Here is a 24,925-nt window from a genome sequence, read left to right on the forward strand (position 1 = left end):
TTGGTCTACTGTACTGGGGTGCTCGAAAGCCTCGCCGGACGGCTTTCCTCAGCCGCGCGGATGAGGATGCCGGCGCAGTGCTCCGCATCGCTCTTCAGCTTGTGCGCCGCATGCGAGGCCGGGCCGTTGGCGATGTGGCGCTTGTGCACCTTCAAGGCTCCGTGGCAGTCCTTGCAGCGAAACTCGGTGTCGCCGTCGCCCAGGGCTTCGTCCACGTTCTTTATCTTCCAGAACGGCTCATAGCCGGTTCCGCTCGCGCGAACGCGGCGCCGCTTTACCTCGCACTCGTACAGTTTTTCCGTTTTCGCTTCAACCTTCGTAGCCATGCATGATTTCTTTCCTGGTGCGGTTGCGGTGCGTGAAGGCTTCTTTTCTGTAGTCTTCGAAACTGTTTGCCGCGGCTAGCGGCCTGTGCCGCCGACCGTCATGCGGTCCAGCTTGACCGTCGGCATGCCAACGCCGACCGGCACGCTCTGCCCGGCCTTGCCGCAGGTGCCGATACCTTCGTCGAGTGCGAGATCGTTGCCCACCATCGACACATACTTCAGGGCCTCCGGTCCATTGCCGATCAGCGTTGCGCCCTTGACCGGCGCGGTTACCTTCCCGTCTTCGATCAGGTAGGCCTCGCTGGCGGTGAAGACGAACTTGCCGTTGGTGATGTCGACCGAGCCGCCGCCAAAGTTCACGGCGTAGAGTCCGCGCTTCACGCTCTTCAGAATGTCCTCGGGCTGGTCCTCGCCGTTGAGCATGTAGGTGTTGGTCATGCGTGGCATGGGGATGGCCTGGTAGCTCTCACGGCGACCGCTGCCGGTGTTCGGCATCTTCATCAGCCGCGAGCTCAGCTTGTCGCTCAGGTAGCCGCGCAGAATGCCGTTTTCGATCAGCACTGTCTCCTGCGTCGGATTGCCCTCGTCGTCCACGTTCAACGACCCGCGCCGTCCGGGCATCGTTCCGTTGTCGACGACCGTCACCTTGCTCGACGCCACCTGCTGTCCGATCAGGCCCGCAAAGGCGCTGGTCTTCTTGCGGTTGAAGTCGGCCTCAAGGCCGTGTCCGACGGCCTCGTGCAACAGCACGCCGGGCCAGCCGGGGCCGAGCACGACTTCCATCTCCCCTGCGGGTGCAGCTACTGCGCCAAGCTGCAAAATTGCCGTGCGTGCGGCCTCGCGAGCGAAGTGCTCGGGAGATTTGTCGCCGGTAAAGAAGTCCAGGGCTACGCGTCCGCCGCCGCCGCTGGTGCCGCGCGCCATGTTGTTTTGCTCATCCTTCGCGATGACGAAGATGTTGAGCCGCGCGAGCGGCTGCGTGTCGCTGGCAAAGGTGCCGTCGCTGGCGGCGATCAGGATGCGGCGCAGTTCGTCGTTGATGCTGGCGCGCACCTGCACGATGCGCGGGTCGAAGTCGCGGGCTGCCTTGTCGGCGCGTTCGATCAGCTTCAGCTTCGCGGCGATCTCGACGTCGCTGCTCACCCCTGCCACCGGATAGAGCTGTGGTGTGCGCGTTTCGGTGAAGCCCTGGACGCGCTCAATCTGCGGTCCGCTGGCGATCAGTGCTGCTGTCCGCGCAGCCTTTAGCAGGCGGTCCGAACTGAGGTCGTCGGTGTAGGCAAAACCGGTGCGCTCGCCCGAAAGCACGCGAATCCCGCACCCCACGCTGATCCCCTGGGATGCCGTCTTGACGATTCCCTCATCCATGCCCAGCGAGGTTGAGGTGACCGCCTCGAAGTAGAGATCGGCAAACTCACCGCCCGCGCTCAGGGCCTCCCCGAGGCAGCGCTCGAGCAGACGTTCACTGAGACCGAGTTTCTCGAAGAAATATCGTTTGTGGTCGGTGATTTCAGGCAGCAATGAGTATGAGGCGGACGCCATCTTTCTATTCTAGTCCGATACTCGGACATTGCAGCGCCGCTGGCCTTTCTGACGCGCCTGAACGGGAGTGTTGGCGTTCCGTATACCCCGCGAAATCCGCAGCCTGAATGGCCCGTACTATCGTGCTCAGACGCCGCTTTAACCCCATAACCCCATGAAAAAGCCTATCTCCACCCGAATTGCAGGTCTCGACACCCTCCGCGCGCTGGCAATTCTGGCCGTAATGGCCTTTCACCTGTCCTGGAGGCTGCCGGAGCAGCTGATGCCGGTCGCGAGGTTCGGCTGGATGGGCGTCGACCTGTTCTTTGTACTCAGCGGCTACCTGATCGGCTCGCAGCTGCTGCGGCCGGTGAGCCGGAGGCAGGAGGTATCGCTGATCGAGTTCTATCGCAAGCGCGCCTACCGGATTCTGCCGGCATACCTCGTAGTCCTGGGGCTCTACCTGCTTTGGCCGGCATGGCATGAGAACACGGGAATGTCGCCCCTGTGGCAGTTTCTGACCTTCACCGAGAACCTCTTTGTCGACTACTCAAAGAACTATGCGTTCTCGCACGTGTGGTCGCTGTGCGTGGAAGAGCACTTCTACTTGCTGCTCCCGCTCCTGGTGCTGTGGCTGTCGCGCCGGCCTGCGGCATGGAAGACCGTCTCCGTACTGCTCTTCTTCGTTGTGCTGGGAGTTGTCATGCGCAGCTACGAGTTAGTACACGTCCTGCGCCCACTGGATCCGCACGGAGACGAGTTCAGCACGCGGTACATCGAACGCATCTACTACCCGACCTATAGCCGTCTCGATGGTCTGCTGGCGGGAGTGGCTCTGGCGCTGATCAGGATCTTTTGCCCGGCATGGTGGTCCGCCATCGCCCGTCGCGCGAACTGGCTTTTGCTGGCGGGTTGCGCTCTTGTTGGCGGCTGCACGTACCTGTTTGCCAATCGCTTCAGCTCCGATACGGGCCCAGCCGCCGTGGGTATCGTGATCGGTTACCCCTTGCTATCGCTGGGGCTGGCGTTCCTGGTGGTCGCCGCCATCGAGACGCGCAGTTGGCTGGGGCGCGTGCGCATTCCGGGCGCAAAGCTGTTGGCAACGCTCGCCTTCAGCCTCTACCTGACGCACAAGGAAATCGCGCACCTCGACAGTCTTTATTGGCCCCACCTCGCGCAGGCCCGCGACTGGCGCTCGGTAGTGCTCTTCGGCTTTACCTGTCTCGCAGGTGCGGCCATTCTCTATCTCTGCGTGGAGCGGCCCTTCCTGGCACTGCGCGATCGCCGCGAAAAACGCGTACCAGTTTCGGTTGATGAAGAAGCACGCCTGGAGCCCGCTCTTTAGCTCAACGTCCGTGCGAGGGGTCGGGTGAGTTCGCGACGTTCATATCCAGAAATACCTTCGGGAATCCCGGAGCGTAGCAGTTGCCGTCCGACGCGTAGGTCTTCGCGCAGCTCTTGGTGATGGCCGGTCTGCGCGGCGATTGCGAGTACTGCCACGCCACCAGATCGGGCTCTCCGGCTTCGGAGAGCGGCTTGGTCTTCAGCGTGCACCCCGCTGCGGGAGGGCACTGGTCCTGCGTGTCGAAGATGGCGACCTCATGCAGCCCACCCTTCTTCACGCGCTCGCGGATGTCCTGCACGGTGTCGATCCACACGCCGGGGTCATCCTGTACTCGCTGCCCGCTGGCATAGACGCCCGGACGGTAGTCCGAGGCAGCAACGGCCTCCGTCCAGCCCAGCAGGTAGGCAGCCTGTTCATCGAGCAGACGGCCACCTTCCTCCTGGTCGAGAAAGACGATGGTGTTCTTAGGAAAGCCTTCGCTCTGGGCAGCCTTTACAGCAACAGCGGCATCCTTGCGCCCGAGGTCTGCAGGTGTAGTTCCGGCCTTCTTCGCCTTGAGAATCTCCGCGTCGAGCCGGCCGTTGGCGAGCACGAGAAAGCCCCAGCCCTGCTGCTTGAGCAATTCGCGTTTACCTGCCCAGGAGTTGGTGTCGTCGCCGGGAGGGACGGTGAGCCAGTAGCCGGTAAAGGCGAAGTCCTTGCGCATGGCGGCCATGGTGTCGTCGCCGGGATAGTCGTTGCGGTCGAAGCCGAGAGATTGTGTGTCGGCCGAGGCAGAGGATGCGACCGGAACAGCAGATTGCGCCGAAGCGGAAGTTGCAGGAGTGGAACTGGCGGATTGCGCTGGACCACTGCCCCGTGAACAGCCGCAGACGGCCATTGTTCCCAATAAGATACCCAGACCCACGATGCGCATTGATTCTCCTCCTGCCCAGCTTACAACTGCGGCTACAATCTCTCTCAGAGAGCGGCCATGTAGAGCGCTACCCTCAAGGAAATCGCACGATGCCCGAGCCGCCGGACCCTCGCTATCCTATCGGTACGTTCACGCCGCCCCAGACCATTACCCCGGAAGACCGTCGCAACGCGATCCTTACACTGGCTGAGATGCCGGAGTTGCTGCGCGAGGCTGTTCGGGACCTCAGCGCGGCACAGCTCAGTACTCCCTATCGTGAGGGAGGCTGGATGCTGCGCCAGGTGGTACATCACGTCGCGGACTCGCACATGACCGCCTTCCACCGCCTGCGCAAGGCCCTCACCGAGGACTGGCCCGAGGTCAACGGCTACGACGAAAAAGCCTTCGCCGAACTGCCTGACGTTGCAGCGCCCGTCGAGTGGTCGTTGGAACTGATCGAAAGCGTCCATGCGCGCTGGGTGATGCTGCTGCAGACGATGACCGAAGAGCAGTGGCACCGCGGCTTTCGCCACAGCGAGCGAGGCCCGAGGCCGCTCGATTTGGTGACGCTGGAGTATGCGTGGCACTCGCTCCACCATGTCGCGCACATTACGAGACTGCGCACACAGCGCGGCTGGTAAGGCAGGAAACAGGAAGTAGCCAACAGAAAACAGCAAGGTCATTTAGCTTCCCTATGCCGCCCCGACCCTCCGCGGACAAATCAGCCGCGCAACAAACCGCCGCGCAGATCGCGATCGCTATCGAAGACTTCGTCGCGCAACATGGCGAAGCCGCCGTGCTCGAAGACGGCAAAGTTCTCTTCGACCTCCGCTCCGCGAAGTACACGCTCTCCACCGAGCACGACCGCTGCACGCTGCATCTGTGGAGCGAAGAGCGCAACATGGTGCGCCGCATCCTCTCCGCGACTCCGCGCAATGGATCGCTGCGGCTCTCGACGCAACGCTTCGGTCAGGCGCAGCCCAAGCTGCTGGAACTCGTAAGCTCGCGTGAGCGCCGCACTCCAACCACTCGCGAGGCTGCACGCACGCGCTACCTCAAGACACTGGAACGAGTGCTGCAACGCGAGTTTCCCGACTGGAAACCCGACGCCTTTCGCACCGCGATGGACCTCGAACGCAGCTTTGGTCCGGCCTATGCGCGTGGTTCGCTGGTGCGGGGTAACCAGGCCTGGGCCGTGATCGGGGTAAACGAGCAGGAGACCGCAACGACTATCGACGGTATCCTTACGCTCGGCATTCTGTGGCTGCATCACTGCCGTGAGCAGGCCGGCGGCAGGCGCTTGTATCAAGGGCTCAAGCTCATTCTGCCGCGTGGCACCGCAACGCTGACGCTCTCGCGTCTTGCCTGGCTCAACGAGGCGGCAGCCCAGTGGCGGCTCTACGAACTCGATCAGATCACGGAAGAGTTGACGCCGCGTGATGCCGCTGATCAGGGCAATCTACGCACGCGGCTGGTGCATCATCCCGACGAGCAGGCCGCGAGCGAGAGATTTGCAGATGCCATCGAGCAGGTGATGCAGCTTGTGCCCGCTGATGAAGAGCAACGGGTAGAGCAGCGTCTACGCAGCACGGCGGAGCTGGCTTTTCTGCTGCACGGCATGGAGTTCGCCCGCGCCCGCATCGGTCTTGCGCCGAACAGCTTTGCGCGTACGCTGGAGATTACGGCAGGAGTCGATGAGACACCTCTGATGCCCGCTACTCGCCGCGAGATTGCAGCCAGGATCGCGGAACTCTTCCGCCGTCGCCGCGCATTTGGCTCTGCTACCGATTTCGCTCGTCGCGGCCAGAGACCGTCACGTCGTATCGGCGCAGCCTCGGCCACCGCCGCGCACTCGCGATTGCAGCTTCGTGCGGAGCGTCCTGCGAAGGCGGACAATCCTGCACAAGACCCTCTCTACCGGGCTGCTCCCGAACGCTGGCTGGAGTCGGTGCTGCGCCGCGATCTCGCTCCGCTCACACGCAGCCTCGCGCCTCAGCCGAGAGTTGCTTCTTTGCCGCGAGACGAAGCCTTCGCAAACGACCCCGATCCCGATACGCGCGGCAACCGCGCGGATAGCTCTGAGTCCGCCCCGTCTTTCGCTGAGGCGGGCAATCCTCACGAACCCCGCGTCATCCCTCATCTCGATCCGAATCATGTCTACACGCAGGTGCCCGCCATTGCGGGTGCAAGCGACCGTGGCCTGCTCGATCTGCTTGGCGTCACCGCCGACGGCCGCCTGGCAGTCATCGAACTCAAGGCCGACGACGATCTCCAGCTCGCGCTGCAAGGGCTCGACTACTGGATACGCGTGCGCCACCATCATCTGCAGACCGCCGACGCGACGACGGGCCTCGGCGAGTTTCAGCGCCACGGCTACTTTCGTGGTGTCGAGCTTTCGCCCTTGCCTCCGCGGCTATATCTCGTGGCTCCCGCGCTGCACATCCACCCGGCAACGGAGACAATTCTGCGCTACGTCTCACCGCGCGTGGAGTGGAGCCTGCTGGCGCTCGACGAGCGCTGGCGGCAGGAGATTCGTGTGGTGTGGAGGAAGCAGGCCGGGCGGAGTTGAGTGTCAATACGTTGTATGTACAATGGAGGAGTAGGTGTTCGATTGGGATGAAGCAAATATAAGCCACATCGCTCGGCACGACATTACACCCGAGGAGGCGGAACACGTCCTTCTCAATGATCCCCTCGAACTGATGGTGCAGATTCACGGAGATGAAGAGAGAGTATTGCATGTTGGCGCGACGAAAGCGTTGCGCTATCTCGTAGTACTCACAACGTGGCGCGAAGAACGATTGCGGGTGGTTACGGCCTATGAAGCTCCTCGCGCGCTTCGATTGAAATACATACAGGGCCAAAGGAGACAGTGATGAGTGTCAAAGTGGAAGGGGTTCCAAAGTTCGCGACAGAACGCGAAGAGGCTGAATGGTGGGATGCAAATCCCAACCTGGTCGTTAAACTGTTCGAGAGAGCTGAAGCAGAGGGCAAAATCACCCGTGGCACGACCGCCAGGCGGTTGGGGCTCAGCACCACTGCAACCACAATTCGGCTCAGCAATGATGATCTCGCCAAAGCTAGGACGCAGGCGGAGGCAAAGGGCCTGCGCTATCAGACGTATCTCAAGATGCTGCTGCATGAGGCCCTGGCTCAAGAATCAAAAGAAACATCTAGCTCATCCAGGCGGCCGCAGCCTCAAGCTCAACGTCCGGCTCGGAAACAAACTCCGGCTGCGGCTCGTTCGCGCGCTGTGTAGAGAACGCGATCTACATCAAGTGGCTTGGAACGCACGCCGAGTATGACCGCATCGACGTGAAGACAGTGGAGTACATGGAGAGCCGATATGACGATCCAACCGATTCGCAATAAACGTGACTACGTTGCCGCACTCAAGCGCATTGAACGCCTTTGGGGCGCTCCTGTCGGGCACGGCTGAAGGCGACGAACTGGACGTGCTATCCACACTGGTTGCGGCCTATGAGGAACAGCACTACCCTGTGCCGCCTCCTGATCCGGTCGCGGCGATCCTCTTTCGTATGGAGCAGCAAGGGCTGACACGCCGCGACCTTGAGCCTCTTATTGGCAGTCGAGCTCGTGTGTCCGAGGTGCTGGGCGGAAGCCGTAGGCTGACTCTTCCCATGATTCGGCGGCTTAATGCTGAGTTGAAGATTCCGGCGGACATCTTGATCGGAACTTCTGAAGTTCGTGCGACAGCAAGTCGCACCCGCGCGTCGAGACGAAAATCTAGCCCCACGCCGCGGGTGCAGCCTCAAGCTCCGCGTCCGGTTCGGAAACAAAGTCCGGCTGCGACTCGTTCGCGCGCTGCGTAAAGAACGCTTCCACCTTCTCCATCACCTGCGCCCCGCGCTTGGCATCGAAGATCTCTTTGCGCAGCGTGGCGCCGCCGGGAACGCCATGCGTGAACCAGCTCGCGAACTGCTTCATCCGTCCGATGGCGTCGCGCTGCGCGCTCTCGTGATTGCGTTTCAGGCGCTTCTCCAGATCGCTATCGGCAGGGCCGACGATCTCCGGATGCTCCGCGACCTCGTGCATCAGGCGCTCGAAGTAGTCGCGGATCATGCGGTAGCGGTCCATGTCGGAGGGCTTGTCATATGTGCCCACGCCGGTGGCCTGCTTGGAGGCTGTGTACTGCGCAATCTGGCGGAAGATCCACGGATTCGCCGGTGCAGCGCGGCCGATCATCACGGCATCGCAGTGGGTCGCTTCAACCATGGCGGCGGCATCTTCCGGGGTGCGGATATCTCCGTTGCCGATCACGGGAATCGTGACGGCGTCCTTCACGGCGGCAATCCACTCCCAGCGGGCCTCGCCGGTATAGCCCTGCTCGCGCGTGCGAGCGTGCAGCGCGACGGCGTTCAGGCCACAGTCCTCGGCCATCTTCGCCAGTTCCACGCAGACGATGTTCGAGTCGTTCCAGCCCATGCGGAACTTCACGGTGAAGGGAATCGTCACCGCCGCGCGCACGCGCTCAAAGATCGTGCGGATTGCGGGCAGGTCGCGCAGCAGGCCTGAGCCGCCGTTGCACGCAACAACGCGCTTGGCCGGGCAGCCGAGGTTCAGGTCGACGAGGTCGAAGCCCGCGTCCTGGCAGATGATGGCGCTCTCCGCGAGCGTGGCCGGGTTCGATCCGAAGAGCTGCGCCGAGATCGGGTGCTCGTCTTCGTAGTAGGTCAGGTAGCGCTTGCGCTTGGTCTCGCGCATCCTCGAAAGCCCGTCGGCCGAGGTGAACTCCGTCATGATGAGCCCGCAGCCGGAGACCTCATTCGAGGTCTCAACGTCAATGTCCGCACCCTGTGTTTCAGAGCCCTGTGTTTCGGGCGTAGCCGCTTCGGCGGTAAACATCGATGAGTTCTTGATGAAGCGGCGGAAGACCGTATCCGTAACTCCGGCCATGGGCGCGAGCACGGTCGCGGGCGCGATCCGGACGCCACCGATGTGCATCTCGGCGGGCACGCGCGCTTCGGGCGGCATCTCGCGTGTGTCTAAGGTCGTATTGTTCTTCCAGTCCTTCTTCATTGGGGCTTCATGAATCCTTAGGCGCGAATTTCCCAGTCGGCACTATGCTGCGTTACGTATTCGTCAGCCAGCTTTGCAATCGTTGCACGAAACCGCTCGGGCTTAATTTCCATATTGACCTTTGGGTCGCCAACGAAAGGAACTTCGATTTTAAGAAACCCGATTCTTCCAATCCCGTCGGGAGCAAGCGACTTTTCAAGGAGGAGTGATGACAATCCAAACGGTTCGCTATATGCAGAAGCCCCTCGAAGAACATCCACGATGGCGACGTACTTGTATTGCGCGGGGATGCCGGCAAACCGGTCGATAAGCTCGTCGATATTCCGTGCCTGGTCAACGATGTCTAAACTTTGGTCCTCGAAGCGTTTGCGAATACAAAGCAATGCAACATGCACATCGCCCACGCCATCGCGATCAATCGCTAACACATCGACATGACTTCCATCCCAGTCGGCATCTATATAAATTTTTGGAACCGAGAGCCGCTGTTCCAAAAATGTCAGCGTCGCATTCTTAGCTCTTCCCAGCTGTTGTTTCTCTTCAGTTGTCGTCATGCTTCCACCCCTCGATATTGAGTTGAGCCCCAACGTTATTGGCCCACTGTGCGAATCGTTCGGCTTTAGTGATTACCATCTGATGGATCTTTGTATCTAGTCTTTGGTCGCCGTAAGCTACGCCGCTCTTTTTCGAAATCAGATACTGCAGGTGGCCTAGGCCAGCTTGGTCTGCAAGGGGTCTCGAAGCCAAAAGCTGCTTCAATGTGTCCGCAGCAGTCTTATGATCGTCGGATGAAAGCTGTCGATCTCCCAATCCGACTCGTAGCGCATCGGCGTAAGAGATGGCAGAGTGTATTGCAAGGAGTGCAGATGAGTTTTTATAGGAATCGTCATCCTGCGTGAGTCTCATCCCCCGACCAAAATCTGTCGCTCGTTGAATGTAGTGCTGTATCGTTACAGGCGGCATGGCGACATTGTTCCACAAACCGTAAGTAAGAAAGGCCTCCGCTGATCGCGGAGGCCTCTCGGTTTCGCTGAAATGCTGCGAGAGTTACTTCGCGTTGGCAGCGGCTTCGGCCTTCTTCGCATCGGTTGCCGCGAACTTGCGGCGGAAGCGCTCGATGCGTCCGGCGGTGTCGACCAGCTTCTGCTTGCCGGTAAAGAACGGGTGGCAGGCGGAGCAGATTTCGACGACGATGTCGCCCTTGTGCGTGGAACGCGTCTGGAAGATGTTTCCGCAGGCGCACTTCACATTGATGTTTTCGTAGGTGGGATGAATTCCAGTCTTTGCCATGGTGATACCTTTCGTAGCTAACCCGCCGCAGAACGGTTCGCTTGCAGTGGCATTGAAACCAGCCGGTTGGGCCGATCTTCAAGGGGCTCAATGCATCGATGTTCCTGTCGCGCTGCGAGCTTGGACCCCGACTCCCGAGGTTTCAGGCGCTTTTACTAGTTTAGCACTTGCTGTCAAGGGCGAGTCGCACAACTAGAGCATTTTCCCGTAGGTGAGCTAGTCACGGGTCTGAGTGCCGGTTTTCCCCAGGAAGAACGGCACTCAAATCCTCTATCTACTTCTCGGTAACAGGGGAAATACTTTTAAGCAGGAACGTACGTCAACCGAATCACGTCGTAGCCCATGAGATCGCTGGCCACCAGGCGGAGAGGGGGGCGGGGGCCGACGAAGAATGGTTTGCCGCTGCCAAACACGACAAGGCAGAGGTAGAGTCGATACTCATCGATAAGGCCGGCCTCGGTCAGGCTTTGTGCCAGGTCTGGTCCGCCAACGCCAATCTCGCCAGCCAGCTCAGCCTTCAGCCTGCGTATCGCCGTCTCGAAGTCGTCCGCAACAAGCGTGGCGTTGGGGCCAACTGATTTGAGCGAGCGCGACACGACCCACTTCGGTTTGCTTCGCCATGCAACCGCGAAGTCGCGTTCGTTCGCGTCCCAATCGGGAAGGTCGTCGTCCCAATAACGCATGATCTCGTACATGCGGCGACCGTATAGGAGGCCCGTCAGACCACGCACGTGCTCAACGAAGTGACGGAAGATCTCGGGCACAGGCGGCCCCAACTTCGTGTGGTCGACGTAGCCATCCAGAGACTGGTTCAATCCGTAGACAAGTTTCGCCATGCTGTGAATCTCCTTTCCAGGTTCTTCAGAACAGCTTGAGCCGACGTCGCGCGGAGGTGAAGTTCAACACTATCTGCGCGACGCATTGCCGGTGTGACCAAGCAGCAGAGGTACGCTTCCCAATCTCGAGATCCAAACTGAGACGCTACCGCATTTTCATTCCAATTGACAATCAATAAATCGTCTACTTAGGCCGTTCACTGAGCGAGAACCAGTTTCCGGAGTCGTCCTGCAAGACGGCGGAAAAACCGTAGAACTCATGGGTGGGCTCTTTCTTGAAGTGAACGCCTTTGGCTTTGAGCTCCTCGTAGGTTGCGAGCATGTCGTCACACAGGAAGGTCCCGAAGCCGAATGTGCCTGCAGCGACGAGCTCGCGCATCTTCGCCGCTGAGTCCTTGTCGAACATCATCTTTTCATCGATGGCCATCAAGGTAAGTTCGAGATCGGGCTGCTCCGGAGGATTGACGGTGAGCCATCTTCCCTTCGGTCCCATCTGCGCGTCGGTGTTTACTTTGAAGCCCAGCTTGTTGACGTAGAAGTCGTAGGCACTGTCCTGGTCGAGTACAAAGATGCTTGCGTGATTCAGTTTGGTAATCATTTCATTTCCTCCGTAGATGAGTTACGGAGATGAATATAGCGGCCCGAGTGGCTACGACGCTTCTCGAATATTGCTATTTTGCGTGCGTACGTACATCGCGGCAAAGCACCCTGGAACAAAGGCCAGCGGCGCAGCGGCAATTTGCCGGGTTCGTGCAAGCTTGTCGCGTTGGTAAGCCGAAGGCGTAAGGCCGGTGCGCCGTTTGAAAAGTCCCGTGAAAGATCCGAGGCTGTCAAACCCGACCGATAGGCACACCTCCGTTACGGGCATGCCGGTTTCCAGCAGCGCCCTGGCTCGTTCTATCCGAACAGCGATCAGATATTGGTGAGGCGTTTTCCCATAGATGCTTTTGAAGGTGCGGATAAAGTGATACTTCGAGTAGCATGCCTCGTCCGCGATATCGCCGGCATCGATGCTCTCAGCGGAGTGTGTATCGATGAACAGCTTTGCCTGAACGATGCGGCGGTACAGATAGAGCTTCTGGAATTCCTGTTCGGACATACAGGCTCACGAGGTACAGATGCTTATGCGGCAGCGTTTGTAAGGGACTCGCGGCCACGGCACGATTGTAAAGCCTTGTCCGCTTTGCCGATTTTTCAGGCAGGGGGGGACGTGTTTCCGATTGCGAGTATTGACGACTCCCTGTGTTCGGACACATAACATGACACGTATCCTCTGCTGCGGCAGTTGGATGGGCGTTTTCCACTACTTCAAGCGAGAGAAAAGCATGTAATTGTTGCTTGGTATCTCCGCATTTCTGACGTCAAGCGCAAATGCCGGCCGGCTTCTATTGCGAATAAATTCTCAATAAATTACAGTGCGGATATGTCGACGACCGATACCCGCCTGCCCGTTACCGTCCTCTCCGGCTTCCTCGGAGCGGGGAAGAGCACCGTTTTGAACCACATCCTGCACAACCGCAGCGGCCTCAAGGTTGCGGTGATCGTCAATGACATGAGTGAGATCAACATTGACGCGGACATGGTCAACCAGCAGTCGCCCCTGAGCCGGGTCGACGAAAAGCTCGTCGAGATGACGAACGGTTGCATCTGCTGCACGCTGCGCGAGGATCTGCTCAAAGAGATCTCCCGGCTGGCCCGCGAACAGCGGTTCGACTATCTGTTGATCGAGTCGACCGGCATCTCCGAGCCGCTGCCCGTCGCCCAGACCTTCACCTTCGAGGACGAGACCGGGGACTCACTGGAGAAGGTCTCGCGCCTGGATACGATGGCGACGGTCGTTGACGCCAGGGCCTTTGTCCACGACTACACCTCGCAGGACTCTCTGCTGCGCCGCAAGGTGGCGATGGGCGATGACGACACGCGCACGCTCTCCAACCTGCTGAACGAGCAGATCGAATTTGCCGACATCATCCTGCTGAACAAGGCCGACCTGGTCTCGGAAGAGGAAATGGGCCTGTTGCAGGACCTGATCCGTAAGCTGAATCCCCGCGCCGACGTGATTCAGACGGTGAATGGAAAGGTCGCTCCGGAGCGTCTTCTGAACACGGGCCGTTTCGACATGGCCGCCGCCCGCAACAGCCCCGGCTGGCTGATGGAGATGCGCGGCGAGCACACGCCGGAGACCGAGGAGTACGGCGTCTCCAGCTTCGTCTACCGCGCGCGCCGCCCGTTTCATCCTCACCGCTTCGCCATGGCGACCAACGCCGGACTGGAGGGCGTGCTGCGTTCGAAGGGATTCGTCTGGTTCGCCTCGCAGCCCAACGAGTGCTACACCTTCTCCATCGCCGGCGGCACCACCGACATGAGCAACTCAGGCCCGTGGATGGCCTGCTACGGAGACCGCGACGACCTGCTGCGCGACCAGCCGCACCTGAAGGACTATCTGGGACGCGTGTGGGAGGGAGAGTACGGCGATCGGCGGCAAGAGATCGTCTTCATCGGCGTCGATATGGATAAAGAAGGCCTGACCAAAACGTTTGACGAGTGTCTGCTGACAAAGAGCGAGATGAAGGCCGGACCCAACGCCTGGTATGGATTTCAGGCCGGCCGATAACTTGTCTTTGCCGTTGCCGTTTTTATCTTTGCTTTTGCTTTTCTAGTTGTCATTCCGAGCGGAGCGAGGAACCTGCTGTCTCCCGTTCTTCGTTCGTATTACCCAGAAAACGTAGGGTGAAATTGTGGCGCTGAAAAAGTGCTGCGGCGGCACCGGCGGAAAGCAGGTTCCTCGCTCCGCTCGGAATGACAACCAGAAAAGCAAAAACGACAAAGACAAGACCGTGTGCGTGTTGAATCTGCGCAAAGTTCTCTCAGGAGAGGCCCCCTCGAATGTCCCATCTTCCCAACACCGTCCCCGTCAGTCTGATCACCGGATTTCTCGGCAGCGGCAAGACCACGCTGCTCTCCGCCCTGCTGAAGATGCCCGAGATGACCAACACCGCCGTTATCATCAACGAGTTCGGCGAAGTAGGCCTGGATCACAGTCTCGTCGAGCATAGCGATGAGAACATCGTCGAACTGCAGAGCGGCTGCATCTGCTGCACCATCCAGGACGATCTTCATCAAACCCTGCAATCGTTGATCGCAAGGCGCTACGTCGGCTCAGGATTCGACCGGGTGGTGATCGAGACAACCGGCCTCGCGGACCCTGTACCCATCATCCATACACTGATGACCTCGCCGGAGCTACAGGCCCTCTACCATCTCGACAGTGTCGTTACGGTGGTAGATGCCGTCAATGGCAGCCACACGCTCGATACCCATCGGGAGTCCTGCAAACAGGCCGCCATGGCGGAACGCATCCTCCTGAGCAAGACGGACCTCGTCAGCAAAGACGTTCGCGAAGAACTGATCGACAGGCTTCACCGCATCAACCCTGCGGCGAAGATTCTCACGGGACGGCCACCGGAACTCTCCGTGTCGGATCTCTTCGGCGAAGAGGGATACGACCCTTTCAAGAAGACCGAGGACGTAAGAAGCTGGCTCCAGGCAGAGGCCTACCAGAAGCAGGAGCACGAGGGAGATCATCATCACCATCACAACGTGAATCGGCACAACGACAAGATCGAATCGTTTGCCATCACGCACGAACAGCCGATCCACGGGCTGGCCTTTGAGATGTTCATCGAGATTATGGCCGCGAAGGTAGGGCCACAGTTGCTGCGCATGAAGGGCATCGTCAATGTAAAGGGAGAGGACCGCCCTGCCGTGGTTCACGGCGTGCAGCACATCTTTCATCCCGTGCAGTGGCTGGATCAATGGCCCGACGAGGACCACCGTACCCGGCTCGTCATTATCACGCAGAGCATCAAGAAAGACGTCGTCGAAGGCTTCTTCAATGCGCTTATCTCCGCCATGGACGAGGCCTGTCAGGATCCCAATACGTAGCTAGGTCTTTCTTAGCATGTGCCATCAAAGTGCAAATGCCGAGTGCGCCGAGCTCACGCAACGTAAACTCTGCGCAACCCGGCGTCCTTCGCGTTTGCAGTTTGCTTTCGTCTGCTGCGCCTTAAGTAGGCGATTTGCCCAGCTCAATCTTTATCCCGAACGCCAGCTTGATGGTTCGCCCTAACGCCTCTCAGAATCAAAATGCGGTTGTAACGCTGCACGAGGATGCAAGGCAGGTTTGCCAGGAGCGCATAGATGGTCATCACCACCGAGGCCCAGGGCGGATTCCACAGATAAAAAATAGGAGCGCAGCAGAGCATGCACCAATGGGCCCACTCGCCGCGACGCGCTTCGAGCGCAAAGCGCAGAAGGTATTCAGGATGGCGCGATGCCAGCCGGCGTTTGGGAAATGTCCCCCCAATCCAGCCTGTCCCGTCAGGCAGGAGAGCCTTCCATTTCCTGATGCGAAGCACCCTGCGGTACAAGTCGGCCTCCCGCAATTGACGAGCAGAAGGCGCGCGGTCTATCGCGAAACAGCGCTGCGGCAGGTGCAGGCTCATGCGGGCAATAGAGAGTTGAAGGATAGGCCAGCCGACGATATTGGCGGTGATCGCGATGAGGTTCACAGCTGGCGCCCCTTCCACGTAACCGGGCGGCGCGCAAACTGCAACCAGGCCGAACGGCCAAAGAGGGCGAAGTAAAACAGCAGCGGGAGAGGATAGAGAAGGGCTGTAGTGAGCCGGAAGCTGCCGACCTGCCGGGCCATACCCGCGATCTGTACAGCGAAGAGAAGATAAAAGGCAAAGGCCAAGGAACGCATCAGTCCCGTCCCTGCGAGAACCGCCAAAAACACGAAAACCGCACTAGACAGCCAGGGCACTGAGAGGCAAAGGACAACGGTCGACGTAGCCCGCGCGCCGGCTGCGAATCCTTTCTGCCAGCTCTCGCAAAGCTGACCCACTCCCTGCGGGAACATCCGCATCAGGAGTGTCCCGCGACCGGAGACGGTATGGGTATGGCCGTTTACAGACTGAATGCTGGAAGCGAAATGCAAATTCTCAAGAAGCTCTCCACGAATGGCGGCATAGCCTCCCGCTCGCAGATAGAGGTCTCGATGAAGGATCAGGGACTGCCCGAAGAGACGGGGTTTATCCAGGCCGCTAAATCCGCCCGCTCCCATCGCCATCAGAAGATTGAAGAAAAGCGAAAGCTCCTCGTAGGGTTTCCTGGTCGTGTGGAAGGGAAGGATGGAAAGAGCGCTGTCGGGTGGCAAGCCACGAAAGAACGAGAGGATGCGCTCCAGCCCTCCTGCGACCACCCAGGTATCCGCGTCCAGAAACAGAAGCGTCTCCGAGGTTGCAGCCAGAACACCATGATGGCAGGCCCAGTTCTTGCCGAGCCAGCCGGGCGGCGGGTCGCCGGGTGTAATGACAGAGACCCCAAAGCTCAGGGCGATGGCACGCGTATTGTCGGTAGAGCCGTCATCCACAACGATGACCTCGGCGGGAGGAGGCTGCGAATGCAGGAGGGAGGCCAGGAGTGTTGGAAGATTCTCGGCTTCATTGCGAGCGGGAATGATCACTGAGACATCCTGCACCGAGACATCCAGGAACTCTGCCTCGATGGAGACTGCCTCAGGGATCACTTGAATTCGGCGCAGGAGTAGAAACCCTGAAACAAACCCTCCCATGCAGGTCATCAGAATCGCCATCATGGTTCAGCTCTCTTCCGACTGCTCCAGGATGAGCTTGGCTACATGCTGTCCGCAAAGAGTCACCATGGGCATTCCGCCGCCTGGATTGACGCTGCCTCCGACAAAAAAAAGATTCTTGTACCGGGGGCTGCGTTTTGGAGCTTTGAACGCGAAGTTGCGCCGCCTGTCCGAGACGACTCCATAGATAGAGCCGCGGTTGGAAAGATATCGCTCCTCGATGTCGAAAGGCGTCCAGAAATCTTCCACAACGATGTGCTTTCGCAGATCGGTCAGGCCCATGCGTTCCAGTTTGTCGAGACAGCGCTCCTTCAACGCGACGCAGTCTTCACGCGTGTACGGGTGCTGGTCGTTCAGGTAGGGGATGTGCGGAAGGATCTTGATGTTGTCACAGCCGGGGGGAGCCTGGGAGGGATCGGTGCGCGTAGGGGCCACCAGATAGATCGTGGGGTCGTCGGGCAGAAGCTTTTCGCGGAAGACGCGATGGAAGTGTGCCTTTTGATCGCCGGAGAAAAAGAAGTTATGGTGTGCCAGTTGTGGATACGTGCGATCGAGACCCAGATGAAGCACGATACCGGAACAGGCGGGTTCGAACCGGGCAAGTTTTTTCATGACTCGCTCGGGCTCTTTCAGAAGCTGCTGGTTGGCGGGAAGCACTTCCATGTTGGAGACAACAAAGTCAGCTGCGAAGGAGAACGTCTCCCCCTGATCGGAGATACCCTGAACGCCTGTAACCCGGTCGCCTTCCTTGTCGATATCCGACACTCGATGCTTGAGATGTAGACGAACCCCAGTCTCTTCCAGCCTCTTCTCGAAGGCGCGAGCCAGCTCGTAGAGGCCGCCGGAGACGTACCACAGCCCAAACTCGAGCTGAATATTCGGCATGAGATTCATGAACCCTGGAGCGTCATACGCGGAAGATCCCACATACTTGATGAAGTATTCGAGGATGTCTCGTAGATAGGGATCGCGTACGCGCTTGGCGATACCGCCTGCCATCGTTCCCGTGTAGTCCAGATCGCGCGCGCCGCGAAGACCATAGAAGCGAACAAACTGCCAGAAGGTGTCGAGGCCGCGTTCGAAGTAGCCTCTTTCGACAATCTCGTACTGTTTGCGGGAGTACTCGAGAAAGCGCTTGTAGTCCAGAACGGCATCGCCGCCGAGAGCGCTGAGTTCCTCGCTCATCTTCGCGGGATCTTCCCATAGGTCGATGATTTTGCCGTCTTCAAAAAAGTTACGCCATTGGGGATCCACTCTTTGGAGAGTGATGTAGTCCTCCAATCGCTTGCCGTCGCCTTCAAAGACCGGGCGAAAGATCTGTGGAAGCGTGAAGATGGAAGGACCGAGATCGAAGCTGAATCCTGCCTCCCGACGCAGGTTGAGTTTGCCGCCGACGCAGCCATTTTTTTCGAGAAGATCGACCTGAAATCCTTCGCGCGCAAGCTGGATGGCGGTGGTCATTCCCCCCAGCCCCGCACCGATGACAACGACCCGTCTTGCGTTTCCCGTCCTGGTGGCTGGTGTGCTCATGACATTCTCGGTGGATTCTCTTTGGTATAAGACTGCTGGAAGTAACCTGTGCCGGTGAAACTCCGTGAATCTGAATAGACGCCCATTTAGCGCTGCGGGAACAGATGTCTGATGCGTTTTCCGATAGACCCGCTCGCATGTCGAAAGAGCAGCAGGCTGCGGAGACGCTGAAAAGTCCGAAGAGTAAAAGGAAACCAGTGGATCTCCGTCGCCTGGGGCCGTGTGACGGTCATGACCGATTTTGTGCGGGAGAACGTAAGGAGACCTGCCGGGCCATGATAGCGGCCATACCCGCTGGCGCGATTCCCTCCGAACGACGCACTTGGATTGCCGATGTTGCGGATCACGTCATTGATCGCACAGGTCCCTGAGTCAAGTTGCAGGGCAAGACGTTGTCCTTGAGTGGAGTCTCCCGTGAAGATGCTGGCACTGAGCGCAAAGGCGGTGGAGTTGGCGAGCGCGAGAGCTTCCGCTTCATCGCGGAAGGGCTCCAGGCAGACAACAGGCCCGAAGGATTCTTCCGTGAGCAGCAGCGATTCAGGGGGAACCCCGGTAAGGACCAACGGAGGCACCTGGCCGGAGTCGCGCTGCCATGCCGTGTGCAGGGTTGCGCCGCGCGCCAGAGCGTCATCGACCTGTTCCGAAAGCAGCCGCCTGACAGAGTCGAAACGGACAAGTCCTAAATCCGAGTCGAATGTTGTGCCCATGCGAAGGCTTCCGATGCCCTCCAGAAACCCCCGCAGGAAAGCAGCGTAGATAGACTGCTCGACATAGATGCGTTTCACTCCAACACAAGCTTGCCCGGCATTGGAGAAGGCGCCATAGAGTGCACCCCGGATAGCGCGCGCAAGATCGCAGGAGGAAAAGACGAGGCAGGCGTCCTTTCCTCCGAGTTCAAATACCGCCGGAATCCTATGTCTGGCTGCGTGCTGCGCGACAGCACGGCCGTTCCGGCTGGAGCCGGTAAAGAAGAGAAAATCAGGGCCGGCATCGATGAGGCCGGAGGCCGCCTCGGCAGGTTCCGCGGCCTGAGCCGGTTCGCAGGACACCTGCACCAAACCCTCGGGAAGGTTCGCCTCGCGGCAAAGAGCTTCTATCAGTGAAGCTGTGCGTGGTGTCTGCTCCGAGCATTTCAGCAAGACAGCGTTGCCTGCGAAGAGCGCGGTCGCCATCGGGATGACCGAGAGCTGAAAAGGATAGTTCCAGGGCGAGAAGATGAGGACGACGCCATGAGGTTGTGGAGACTCTCTGAAACGTGTGCCTGAGAACAGGAACCACGGTTTGCCGATCGAACGGGTGCGCAGAATCCGTGGGGCCTCACGTTCATAAAATCGAAGCTGCTCCAGGGTAACCATGATGTCGCCGGTAAGCGCGTCCAGCGGAGGCTTGCCGACTTCTTCAGAAAGGACGGAGACGATCCGGTCGATCTGCGAGGCGATTGCGTTTCGCAGAGGACAAAGGGCGCGGCAGCGTTGAGCGACACTGAGCTTCGCCCACTGAGCCTGGGCTCGGCGGGCATTCTCGATGCGAGTGGCGAAGCTATTGCCTTCGCTCACGCCTGCGGTTCCTCGGTAAACAGTTTGGGCTCGGGATAAGCCACGCCGTATTTCCGGCAGATCAGGTTGGAAGAGATGCGGGCCGATTCAAAGATGGTGGGCAATCCGCTGCCGGGATGGGTGCCGCCTCCGACAAGGTAGGTGTTGTCGAACTCTTCAAACTGGTTATGGGGGCGAAAGTACAGCATCTGGTCCCAGCTATGGGACATATTGAAGGTCGCGCCCAGAAACACGGAGAGGTTCTTCTCCCAGTCGTCGGGAGTCAGTATCAGCTCCTCGCGAATATGCTGGCTGATGTCTTTGCAGGGGGTGCGTTGCTCGATCAGATCGAGCACGCGATCGCGATAGGCGGCCTTATGCTCTTCCCAGTTAATGCCGCTGGTATTGTTCGGCACCGGCGCCAGAATATACAGGGCGGAATGTCCAGCCGGAGCGCACGAGGGATCGAGCGTCGCCGCGTTGCGGATATAGACAGAAAGGTCTTCCGAAACGGTCTTGTGCTTCGTAATGCTTTCCAGGTTCTTTTTATAGTCTTTGGCGAAGACGATCATGTGATGTTCCGCCTCGGGATACGTCTTGTCCAGCCCGAGATAGATCATGAAGGTCGAGCAGGAGTATTCGCGTTTGCGCAGCGCCGCCGGCTTGTACTTCTTGAGGGTGTTCTCCGGGAAGAGAGTACTCATCGCATACCCGAAGTCGGCATTGATGACGACATCGTCGCAAGCGATTTTGTCTCCATTGGCCAGCTCCACGCCGCAGGCCTTCCGGCCATCGAGCAATACCTGCTTGACCGGAGACGAGGTGTGAATCTCCGCTCCTGCCTCGCGAGCAACTTGAGCAAAGGCTTCCGAGATGCGGCAGAGGCCGCCCATCACATGGTAGATTCCGTGCGCGTGCTCCGTGTAGGGAATCATGGCGAACAGGCCTGGGCAATCCCACGGCGACATGCCGAGATACTTGGACTGAAACGTAAATGCGAGCCGAAGTTCCTCGGAGCGGAAGTACGTGGAAAGCACGTCGTACAGCGATCTGCCGGGAGCAATATGCGGCAAGGCGGAGAGCAGCGTCCCGCTGAGAAAATCGAACGGGCTGCCGTACTCGCGTTGCAGGCAGGGATACAGCTTCTTGAACCGGATGCTTTCAGCCGAGAGGAAATGATCGAGCCCCGCTCCTTCTCCCGGAAAAGCCTTCTCGATCTCCCGGCGCATATCCTCCGGACGGGATCGAACCAGCATGGATTTATTCGGAAAATAGAGGCGATACATGGGATCTAGAGGACGGCAGTCCAGGTAGTGATCCGTGGCGTGACCGCTCTCTTCGAAGAGCTCGTCCAGGATGTACTTCATCATCAGGAACGTAGGTCCGAGATCAAACCGATACCTTCCCAGGACGACTTCTGCGTTGCGCCCCCCGATGCGGTCGGCCTTCTCGAAGACCTGGACTTTGAAGCCTCTTCGCGCAAGAAGCATCGCAGTCGCCAGTCCCCCCGGACCTGCTCCGATTACAACGATGCGCCTGTTTATCATTCTCCGTATAGTACGGCGCGACGGAACATCTGGATGGATCGAATTTTGATTCGCGCATTTATTCCAGCCGGGCAACTCCCGGGCGCTGGCTAATCGGAGACGCGGCTGCTCTCCGGCGCCGAGGTCTCCTTGAGTGCGATGCCGGTAGTCTCAAGCCGCCGGGCTTCCTTCATATAGAACGCGATACGTTGTGCAGCATCGTTATAGCTCAGACCTTCCTGACGGATGTTCGAGACGCAGTTGCGCTCGGCATCCGTGCGGCCGGGAAGGGGGTTCCACGTAATGTAGACCCCGAGCGAGTCCGGCGAGCTGAGTCCGGGGCGTTCGCCGATCATCAGCACGACAAGTTTTGCTCCGAGCAGATGTCCGATCTCATCGCCAATGGCCACGCGGCCCTGCGAGACGATGCAGATGGGCGCCAGGGAGCTGTGATCGTCCAGCGTGGGAAGCAGGGCATCGAGCAGCGGCAGCGCATGGCGCTCGATGGCCAGCGCGGAGAGTCCGTCCACGAGGATGAAGGCAACGTCGGGTTTTTCCGGGGTGCTCGCGGCATAGTCCCGCAGCGCTTGTGCAAAGTCGGGATGCAGGGTGCGGCCGAGATCGGGGCGGCGCAGGTAGAGATGGCGGCCCTTCTGTCGGGATTCACCTTCGATCGCGCTTCGCAGCACGAAGCCCGCGCGCCCTCGCTGCTGCAGCCCATGCAGCAGTGCCGGAATGTCGAGCAGGGTGTGAACCGCGTCGCGCGCGAGCGCATGATCGAGCTGAAAGCGAAGCTGCTCCCGCGTAGGAATGGCAGCACCGGTCAGTCCCAGGGAGAGGCGCGCGGTGGTGGGGAGCGCTTGTGGCTCATCGAGCTTGTCAATCTCGCGGCTGTCGATCTCGCGGCTCATTGGGCAACCTCCGGCGGCAGAAGCGCCGCAGGCTGGCCGAGGCGCTGGAGTTGGTGGAAGCCCTCGCCGGCGAGCCAGGCTTCGAACTCCGGCGCGGGCCTGAGGCCCAGCAGGCGGCGCAGATAGAGCGCGTCGTGGAACGAGGTGCTCTGGTAGTTCAGCATGATGTCGTCGGCGCCGGGCACGCCCATGATGTAGTTGACGCCGGCCGCGCCCAGCATGGTCAGCAGGGCATCCATGTCGTCCTGATCGGCTTCGGCGTGGTTGGTGTAGCAGATGTCGCAGCCCATCGGCAGGCCGAGCAGCTTGCCGCAGAAGTGGTCTTCCAGCCCCGCACGCAGAATCTGTTTGCCGTCGTACAGATACTCCGGCCCGATGAAGCCGACCACGGTATTCACCAGCATCGGTTTGTAGCGGCGTGCGACCGCGTAGGCGCGGGCTTCGAGCGTCTGTTGATCTACCTTGTGATGCGCGTTCGCCGAGAGCGCACTGCCCTGGCCGGTCTCGAAGTAGAAGACGTTCTCTCCGCCGGTCTCACCGTCAAGTCCGCCACGCCTGAGCTCGCGGGCCATGGCGTGGGCCTCGTCGAGCAGCTCCAGGCTGACGCCGAACGACGCATTCGCCGCCTCGGTTCCGGCGATCGACTGAAAGAGGAGATCGAGCGGCGCTCCCTGCTGCATGGCTTCCATCTGGGTTGTGACATGGGCCAGCACGCAACTCTGGGTGGGGATGCTGTAGCGCAGGCGCACGTGGTCGATCAGCCGCAGCAGATGGGTCACACTGGCCACGCTGTCCGAGACCGGGTTGATCCCGATGACCGCATCGCCGGACCCCAGCCGCAGACCATCCAGGATGCTGGCGGCGATGCCCAGTGGATCGTCGGTGGGATGGTTCGGCTGCAGCCGGGTGGAGAGCCGTCCGGGGAGACCGACGGTCGTGCGAAAGCGAGAGACCACCGAGATCTTGCGCGCCACCTGGATCAGATCCTGCACACGCATCAGCTTGGAGACGGCGGCGGCCATCTCCGGCATGATCGACAGCCCTGCGAGCCGCTCGCTGGTGGCTTCATCCGAAAGCAGCCAGTCTCGGAACTCACCGATACTCAGCCCGGCGATCGGCGCAAAGGCTTGTGGGTCATGGCTGTCGATGATGAGGCGTGTTACAGCGTCGGTCTCGTAGGGGACGACGGCTTCATTCGTGAAGACGCTCAATGGCAGCTCGGCGAGGGTCATCTGGGCGATGACGCGCTCCTCCGCCCCGGAGGCTGCAATGCCCGCAAGCTGGTCGCCCGATCGCAGCGGCGAAGCCTTGGCCAGCAGCGTCCGCAGGTCGGCGAAGGTGTGTTTCATGCCGCGAACTGTATGGCTGTAGGGCATACGTGTTGCCCAGATTGTAGTAGGTCGCCGTTACAGACTTATGCGATGCCCGCGGCTTTCCTTGTTTGTGACTGTTGATTGTGCGGAGATGAACTGCGGGGTCCGCTTCGTTTTCGCGGTGAAATACGCAGAAAGAAGCGAATGGCAAAGGTCGTAAGAACAAGGAAGAAAGCACCCGCGAGGAGAGCGGCGGGAATGAGCCACCAGCCGAGAATCTCATGCATTGGAGGTTGTGGTGTGTGAGACATCGTCCCGCCGAGATACTGAGGATGTTCGGCGCTGCCGTTCGTCCACAGGCCTGTACGGCCAGGGAAAAAGAGTTTGAGGAAGGCTGTCAGAATCAGGACGAAGCCGGTGAGATATCCGGAGAGACCGCAGACGAAAACCAGAATACCTAAGATACCTCTGGCGGCAATCCGAAGCGTCGCTCGCATCAATGACCAGGGCGAAAAGCTGCGGCTGGCCTGACGAATGAGCACGCCATCGCGATACTCAGCGGCCAGCGCGGCTGCGGGGCCGAGACGCAGCAGGACAACAGACACAGAGTTGCCTGGTTCCTCCGCGGAGTCGCGGATGTGTGCGCGGATTTCGCGAAGGATCTCCTCGCGCTCGGCAAGAGTGATGGCTCCGAGATTGGCGCGGAGAGAAGAGAGATATTGCTCGACTTGTTGTTCGTCCGTCATCGTGCCTCCTGTTTTTCAAGTACGGGTTCAAGGAGGCGATCGAGGCCCCGGGAGAAGTTGTTCCACGCCTCGGCCATTAACCGGAGCCGCTGAATACCGGCCTGCGTGAGCGAGTAGTACTTGCGGGGATGACCGGCTTCAGCCTCCACCCACTCGGATGTGAGCAAGCCTTCTGCCTTGAGTCGATTCAGAATGGGATACATCGTGCCTTCGGCGAGAGCAAGGCTGGACTGGCTGTCAAGAAACCGGATGATCTCCAGCCCATAGAGCCTTCCTCCCCACAGGCTGGCGAGAGCAGCCATCTCTAGAGCACCCTTGCGCAGTTGGGCCTCCCATCGATCCGGCGCATCTCCAGTGGGTAGTTCCGTTTTCGATAATCCCATGCAACATACCTCGTAATGCAATGTATATGGCAATGGCTACAAGCTGTCAATGCCAAATTTGGCTCTCTCTAT

At 59.6% G+C, this 24,925-nt stretch carries 25 protein-coding genes; 7 read left to right on the plus strand and 18 right to left on the minus strand.

Features of this window, described 5'->3' with window-relative positions; translation table 11 throughout:
- Positions 1-5: 5 nt before the first annotated feature.
- A complete protein-coding gene (locus tag HDF15_RS07645) occupies positions 6-326 on the minus strand; it encodes a hypothetical protein (protein WP_184254279.1) in 321 nt (106 codons plus the stop codon).
- Positions 327-401: 75 nt separating this feature from the next.
- The gene (gene tldD / locus HDF15_RS07650; RefSeq protein ID WP_184254281.1) at positions 402-1,868 is read right to left on the minus strand and encodes a metalloprotease TldD; all 1,467 of its coding nucleotides are present in this window, start codon (positions 1,866-1,868) and stop codon (positions 402-404) included.
- 154 nt (positions 1,869-2,022) lie between these two features.
- Here tldD and HDF15_RS07655 point away from each other — a divergent pair, with 154 nt between their 5' ends.
- Entirely contained in the window at positions 2,023-3,192 is a 1,170-nt protein-coding gene (locus HDF15_RS07655) for an acyltransferase (protein WP_184254283.1), read from the plus strand.
- A gap of 1 nt (position 3,193) precedes the next feature.
- Here the strand turns inward: HDF15_RS07655 and HDF15_RS07660 are convergent, their stop codons facing one another.
- The gene (locus HDF15_RS07660) at positions 3,194-4,108 is read right to left on the minus strand and encodes a glycoside hydrolase domain-containing protein (protein ID WP_184254285.1); all 915 of its coding nucleotides are present in this window, start codon (positions 4,106-4,108) and stop codon (positions 3,194-3,196) included.
- An 89-nt stretch (positions 4,109-4,197) separates the two neighbouring features.
- Here HDF15_RS07660 and HDF15_RS07665 point away from each other — a divergent pair, with 89 nt between their 5' ends.
- Genes HDF15_RS07665 through HDF15_RS07680 form a run of 4 tightly spaced genes read left to right on the plus strand, consistent with a single transcriptional unit; the run spans position 4,198 to position 7,346 of the window.
- Entirely contained in the window at positions 4,198-4,728 is a 531-nt protein-coding gene (locus tag HDF15_RS07665; protein WP_184254287.1) for a YfiT family bacillithiol transferase, read from the plus strand.
- 53 nt (positions 4,729-4,781) lie between these two features.
- A complete protein-coding gene (locus tag HDF15_RS07670; protein ID WP_260330910.1) occupies positions 4,782-6,656 on the plus strand; it encodes a hypothetical protein in 1,875 nt (624 codons plus the stop codon).
- A gap of 34 nt (positions 6,657-6,690) precedes the next feature.
- Positions 6,691-6,963 carry a BrnT family toxin gene (locus HDF15_RS07675; protein WP_014267753.1) on the plus strand — a complete coding sequence of 91 codons (273 nt, stop codon included), beginning with the start codon at positions 6,691-6,693 and terminating at the stop codon, positions 6,961-6,963.
- Positions 6,963-7,346: a hypothetical protein gene (locus tag HDF15_RS07680; protein WP_184254290.1), complete on the plus strand. Its 384-nt coding sequence runs from the start codon at positions 6,963-6,965 to the stop codon at positions 7,344-7,346. Before HDF15_RS07675 ends, HDF15_RS07680 begins: the two co-directional genes overlap by 1 nt.
- A gap of 488 nt (positions 7,347-7,834) precedes the next feature.
- Here HDF15_RS07680 and HDF15_RS07690 read toward each other — a convergent pair whose 3' ends face one another.
- The 6 genes from HDF15_RS07690 to HDF15_RS07715 form a co-directional block, all read right to left on the minus strand.
- Entirely contained in the window at positions 7,835-9,127 is a 1,293-nt protein-coding gene (locus HDF15_RS07690) for a tRNA-dihydrouridine synthase (RefSeq protein WP_184254292.1), read from the minus strand.
- A 17-nt stretch (positions 9,128-9,144) separates the two neighbouring features.
- Positions 9,145-9,681, minus strand: coding sequence for a hypothetical protein (locus HDF15_RS07695; RefSeq protein WP_184254294.1), 537 nt, complete (start codon positions 9,679-9,681; stop codon positions 9,145-9,147).
- 493 nt (positions 9,682-10,174) lie between these two features.
- Positions 10,175-10,417, minus strand: coding sequence for a 50S ribosomal protein L31 (gene rpmE / locus HDF15_RS07700; protein ID WP_014267750.1), 243 nt, complete (start codon positions 10,415-10,417; stop codon positions 10,175-10,177).
- 302 nt (positions 10,418-10,719) lie between these two features.
- Positions 10,720-11,253 (minus strand): dihydrofolate reductase family protein, encoded by a 534-nt coding sequence (locus HDF15_RS07705; protein WP_184254296.1) that lies wholly within the window; start codon positions 11,251-11,253, stop codon positions 10,720-10,722.
- Between the two features lie 184 nt (positions 11,254-11,437).
- Entirely contained in the window at positions 11,438-11,851 is a 414-nt protein-coding gene (locus HDF15_RS07710; protein WP_184254298.1) for a VOC family protein, read from the minus strand.
- A 51-nt stretch (positions 11,852-11,902) separates the two neighbouring features.
- Positions 11,903-12,352 (minus strand): helix-turn-helix transcriptional regulator, encoded by a 450-nt coding sequence (locus tag HDF15_RS07715; RefSeq protein ID WP_184254300.1) that lies wholly within the window; start codon positions 12,350-12,352, stop codon positions 11,903-11,905.
- Between the two features lie 324 nt (positions 12,353-12,676).
- On the opposite strand from HDF15_RS07715, the gene HDF15_RS07720 reads away from it, so the two are divergent.
- Both HDF15_RS07720 and HDF15_RS07725 read left to right on the plus strand, forming a co-directional pair.
- Complete coding sequence (locus HDF15_RS07720) at positions 12,677-13,867, plus strand: GTP-binding protein (protein WP_184254302.1); 1,191 nt, start codon at positions 12,677-12,679, stop codon at positions 13,865-13,867.
- A 272-nt stretch (positions 13,868-14,139) separates the two neighbouring features.
- Complete coding sequence (locus HDF15_RS07725; RefSeq protein ID WP_184254304.1) at positions 14,140-15,198, plus strand: GTP-binding protein; 1,059 nt, start codon at positions 14,140-14,142, stop codon at positions 15,196-15,198.
- A 143-nt stretch (positions 15,199-15,341) separates the two neighbouring features.
- Here the strand turns inward: HDF15_RS07725 and HDF15_RS07730 are convergent, their stop codons facing one another.
- The 9 genes from HDF15_RS07730 to HDF15_RS07770 form a co-directional block, all read right to left on the minus strand.
- Positions 15,342-15,824, minus strand: coding sequence for a hypothetical protein (locus HDF15_RS07730; protein WP_184254306.1), 483 nt, complete (start codon positions 15,822-15,824; stop codon positions 15,342-15,344).
- Complete coding sequence (locus HDF15_RS07735) at positions 15,821-16,912, minus strand: glycosyltransferase family 2 protein (RefSeq protein WP_184254308.1); 1,092 nt, start codon at positions 16,910-16,912, stop codon at positions 15,821-15,823. The genes HDF15_RS07730 and HDF15_RS07735 overlap by 4 nt, the downstream gene beginning before the upstream one ends.
- A 3-nt stretch (positions 16,913-16,915) precedes the next feature.
- A complete protein-coding gene (locus HDF15_RS07740; protein WP_184254310.1) occupies positions 16,916-18,439 on the minus strand; it encodes an NAD(P)/FAD-dependent oxidoreductase in 1,524 nt (507 codons plus the stop codon).
- Between the two features lie 86 nt (positions 18,440-18,525).
- A complete protein-coding gene (locus HDF15_RS07745) occupies positions 18,526-19,995 on the minus strand; it encodes an aldehyde dehydrogenase family protein (protein ID WP_184254312.1) in 1,470 nt (489 codons plus the stop codon).
- A complete protein-coding gene (locus HDF15_RS07750) occupies positions 19,992-21,521 on the minus strand; it encodes an NAD(P)/FAD-dependent oxidoreductase (RefSeq protein ID WP_221314324.1) in 1,530 nt (509 codons plus the stop codon). Before HDF15_RS07750 ends, HDF15_RS07745 begins: the two co-directional genes overlap by 4 nt.
- 89 nt (positions 21,522-21,610) lie before the next feature.
- Positions 21,611-22,411 (minus strand): ethanolamine ammonia-lyase subunit EutC, encoded by an 801-nt coding sequence (gene eutC, locus HDF15_RS07755; RefSeq protein WP_184254314.1) that lies wholly within the window; start codon positions 22,409-22,411, stop codon positions 21,611-21,613.
- Entirely contained in the window at positions 22,408-23,787 is a 1,380-nt protein-coding gene (locus tag HDF15_RS07760; protein ID WP_184254316.1) for an ethanolamine ammonia-lyase subunit EutB, read from the minus strand. Before HDF15_RS07760 ends, eutC begins: the two co-directional genes overlap by 4 nt.
- A gap of 38 nt (positions 23,788-23,825) precedes the next feature.
- Positions 23,826-24,470, minus strand: a complete 645-nt coding sequence (locus tag HDF15_RS07765; protein WP_184254318.1) for a DUF1700 domain-containing protein — start codon at positions 24,468-24,470, stop codon at positions 23,826-23,828.
- Positions 24,467-24,853 (minus strand): PadR family transcriptional regulator, encoded by a 387-nt coding sequence (locus tag HDF15_RS07770; RefSeq protein ID WP_184254320.1) that lies wholly within the window; start codon positions 24,851-24,853, stop codon positions 24,467-24,469. The genes HDF15_RS07765 and HDF15_RS07770 overlap by 4 nt, the downstream gene beginning before the upstream one ends.
- Positions 24,854-24,925 lie beyond the last annotated feature (72 nt).

Origin of the sequence: Granulicella mallensis (genome assembly GCF_014203225.1) — a bacterium.
Lineage (GTDB): Bacteria > Acidobacteriota > Terriglobia > Terriglobales > Acidobacteriaceae > Granulicella > Granulicella mallensis_A.

What these genes read in the sequence shown, in the direction of transcription:
- HDF15_RS07645 (WP_184254279.1), bottom strand. Translation starts at nt 326, where the DNA reads ATGGCTACGAAGGTTGAAGCGAAAACGGAAAAACTGTACGAGTGCGAG.
- tldD (WP_184254281.1), bottom strand. Translation starts at nt 1,868, where the DNA reads ATGGCGTCCGCCTCATACTCATTGCTGCCTGAAATCACCGACCACAAA.
- HDF15_RS07655 (WP_184254283.1), top strand. Translation starts at nt 2,023, where the DNA reads ATGAAAAAGCCTATCTCCACCCGAATTGCAGGTCTCGACACCCTCCGC.
- HDF15_RS07660 (WP_184254285.1), bottom strand. Translation starts at nt 4,108, where the DNA reads ATGCGCATCGTGGGTCTGGGTATCTTATTGGGAACAATGGCCGTCTGC.
- HDF15_RS07665 (WP_184254287.1), top strand. Translation starts at nt 4,198, where the DNA reads ATGCCCGAGCCGCCGGACCCTCGCTATCCTATCGGTACGTTCACGCCG.
- HDF15_RS07670 (WP_260330910.1), top strand. Translation starts at nt 4,782, where the DNA reads ATGCCGCCCCGACCCTCCGCGGACAAATCAGCCGCGCAACAAACCGCC.
- HDF15_RS07680 (WP_184254290.1), top strand. Translation starts at nt 6,963, where the DNA reads ATGAGTGTCAAAGTGGAAGGGGTTCCAAAGTTCGCGACAGAACGCGAA.
- HDF15_RS07690 (WP_184254292.1), bottom strand. Translation starts at nt 9,127, where the DNA reads ATGAAGAAGGACTGGAAGAACAATACGACCTTAGACACACGCGAGATG.
- HDF15_RS07695 (WP_184254294.1), bottom strand. Translation starts at nt 9,681, where the DNA reads ATGACGACAACTGAAGAGAAACAACAGCTGGGAAGAGCTAAGAATGCG.
- rpmE (WP_014267750.1), bottom strand. Translation starts at nt 10,417, where the DNA reads ATGGCAAAGACTGGAATTCATCCCACCTACGAAAACATCAATGTGAAG.
- HDF15_RS07705 (WP_184254296.1), bottom strand. Translation starts at nt 11,253, where the DNA reads ATGGCGAAACTTGTCTACGGATTGAACCAGTCTCTGGATGGCTACGTC.
- HDF15_RS07710 (WP_184254298.1), bottom strand. Translation starts at nt 11,851, where the DNA reads ATGATTACCAAACTGAATCACGCAAGCATCTTTGTACTCGACCAGGAC.
- HDF15_RS07715 (WP_184254300.1), bottom strand. Translation starts at nt 12,352, where the DNA reads ATGTCCGAACAGGAATTCCAGAAGCTCTATCTGTACCGCCGCATCGTT.
- HDF15_RS07720 (WP_184254302.1), top strand. Translation starts at nt 12,677, where the DNA reads ATGTCGACGACCGATACCCGCCTGCCCGTTACCGTCCTCTCCGGCTTC.
- HDF15_RS07725 (WP_184254304.1), top strand. Translation starts at nt 14,140, where the DNA reads ATGTCCCATCTTCCCAACACCGTCCCCGTCAGTCTGATCACCGGATTT.
- HDF15_RS07735 (WP_184254308.1), bottom strand. Translation starts at nt 16,912, where the DNA reads ATGATGGCGATTCTGATGACCTGCATGGGAGGGTTTGTTTCAGGGTTT.
- HDF15_RS07740 (WP_184254310.1), bottom strand. Translation starts at nt 18,439, where the DNA reads ATGAGCACACCAGCCACCAGGACGGGAAACGCAAGACGGGTCGTTGTC.
- HDF15_RS07750 (WP_221314324.1), bottom strand. Translation starts at nt 21,521, where the DNA reads ATGATAAACAGGCGCATCGTTGTAATCGGAGCAGGTCCGGGGGGACTG.
- eutC (WP_184254314.1), bottom strand. Translation starts at nt 22,411, where the DNA reads ATGAGCCGCGAGATCGACAGCCGCGAGATTGACAAGCTCGATGAGCCA.
- HDF15_RS07760 (WP_184254316.1), bottom strand. Translation starts at nt 23,787, where the DNA reads ATGCCCTACAGCCATACAGTTCGCGGCATGAAACACACCTTCGCCGAC.
- HDF15_RS07765 (WP_184254318.1), bottom strand. Translation starts at nt 24,470, where the DNA reads ATGACGGACGAACAACAAGTCGAGCAATATCTCTCTTCTCTCCGCGCC.
- HDF15_RS07770 (WP_184254320.1), bottom strand. Translation starts at nt 24,853, where the DNA reads ATGGGATTATCGAAAACGGAACTACCCACTGGAGATGCGCCGGATCGA.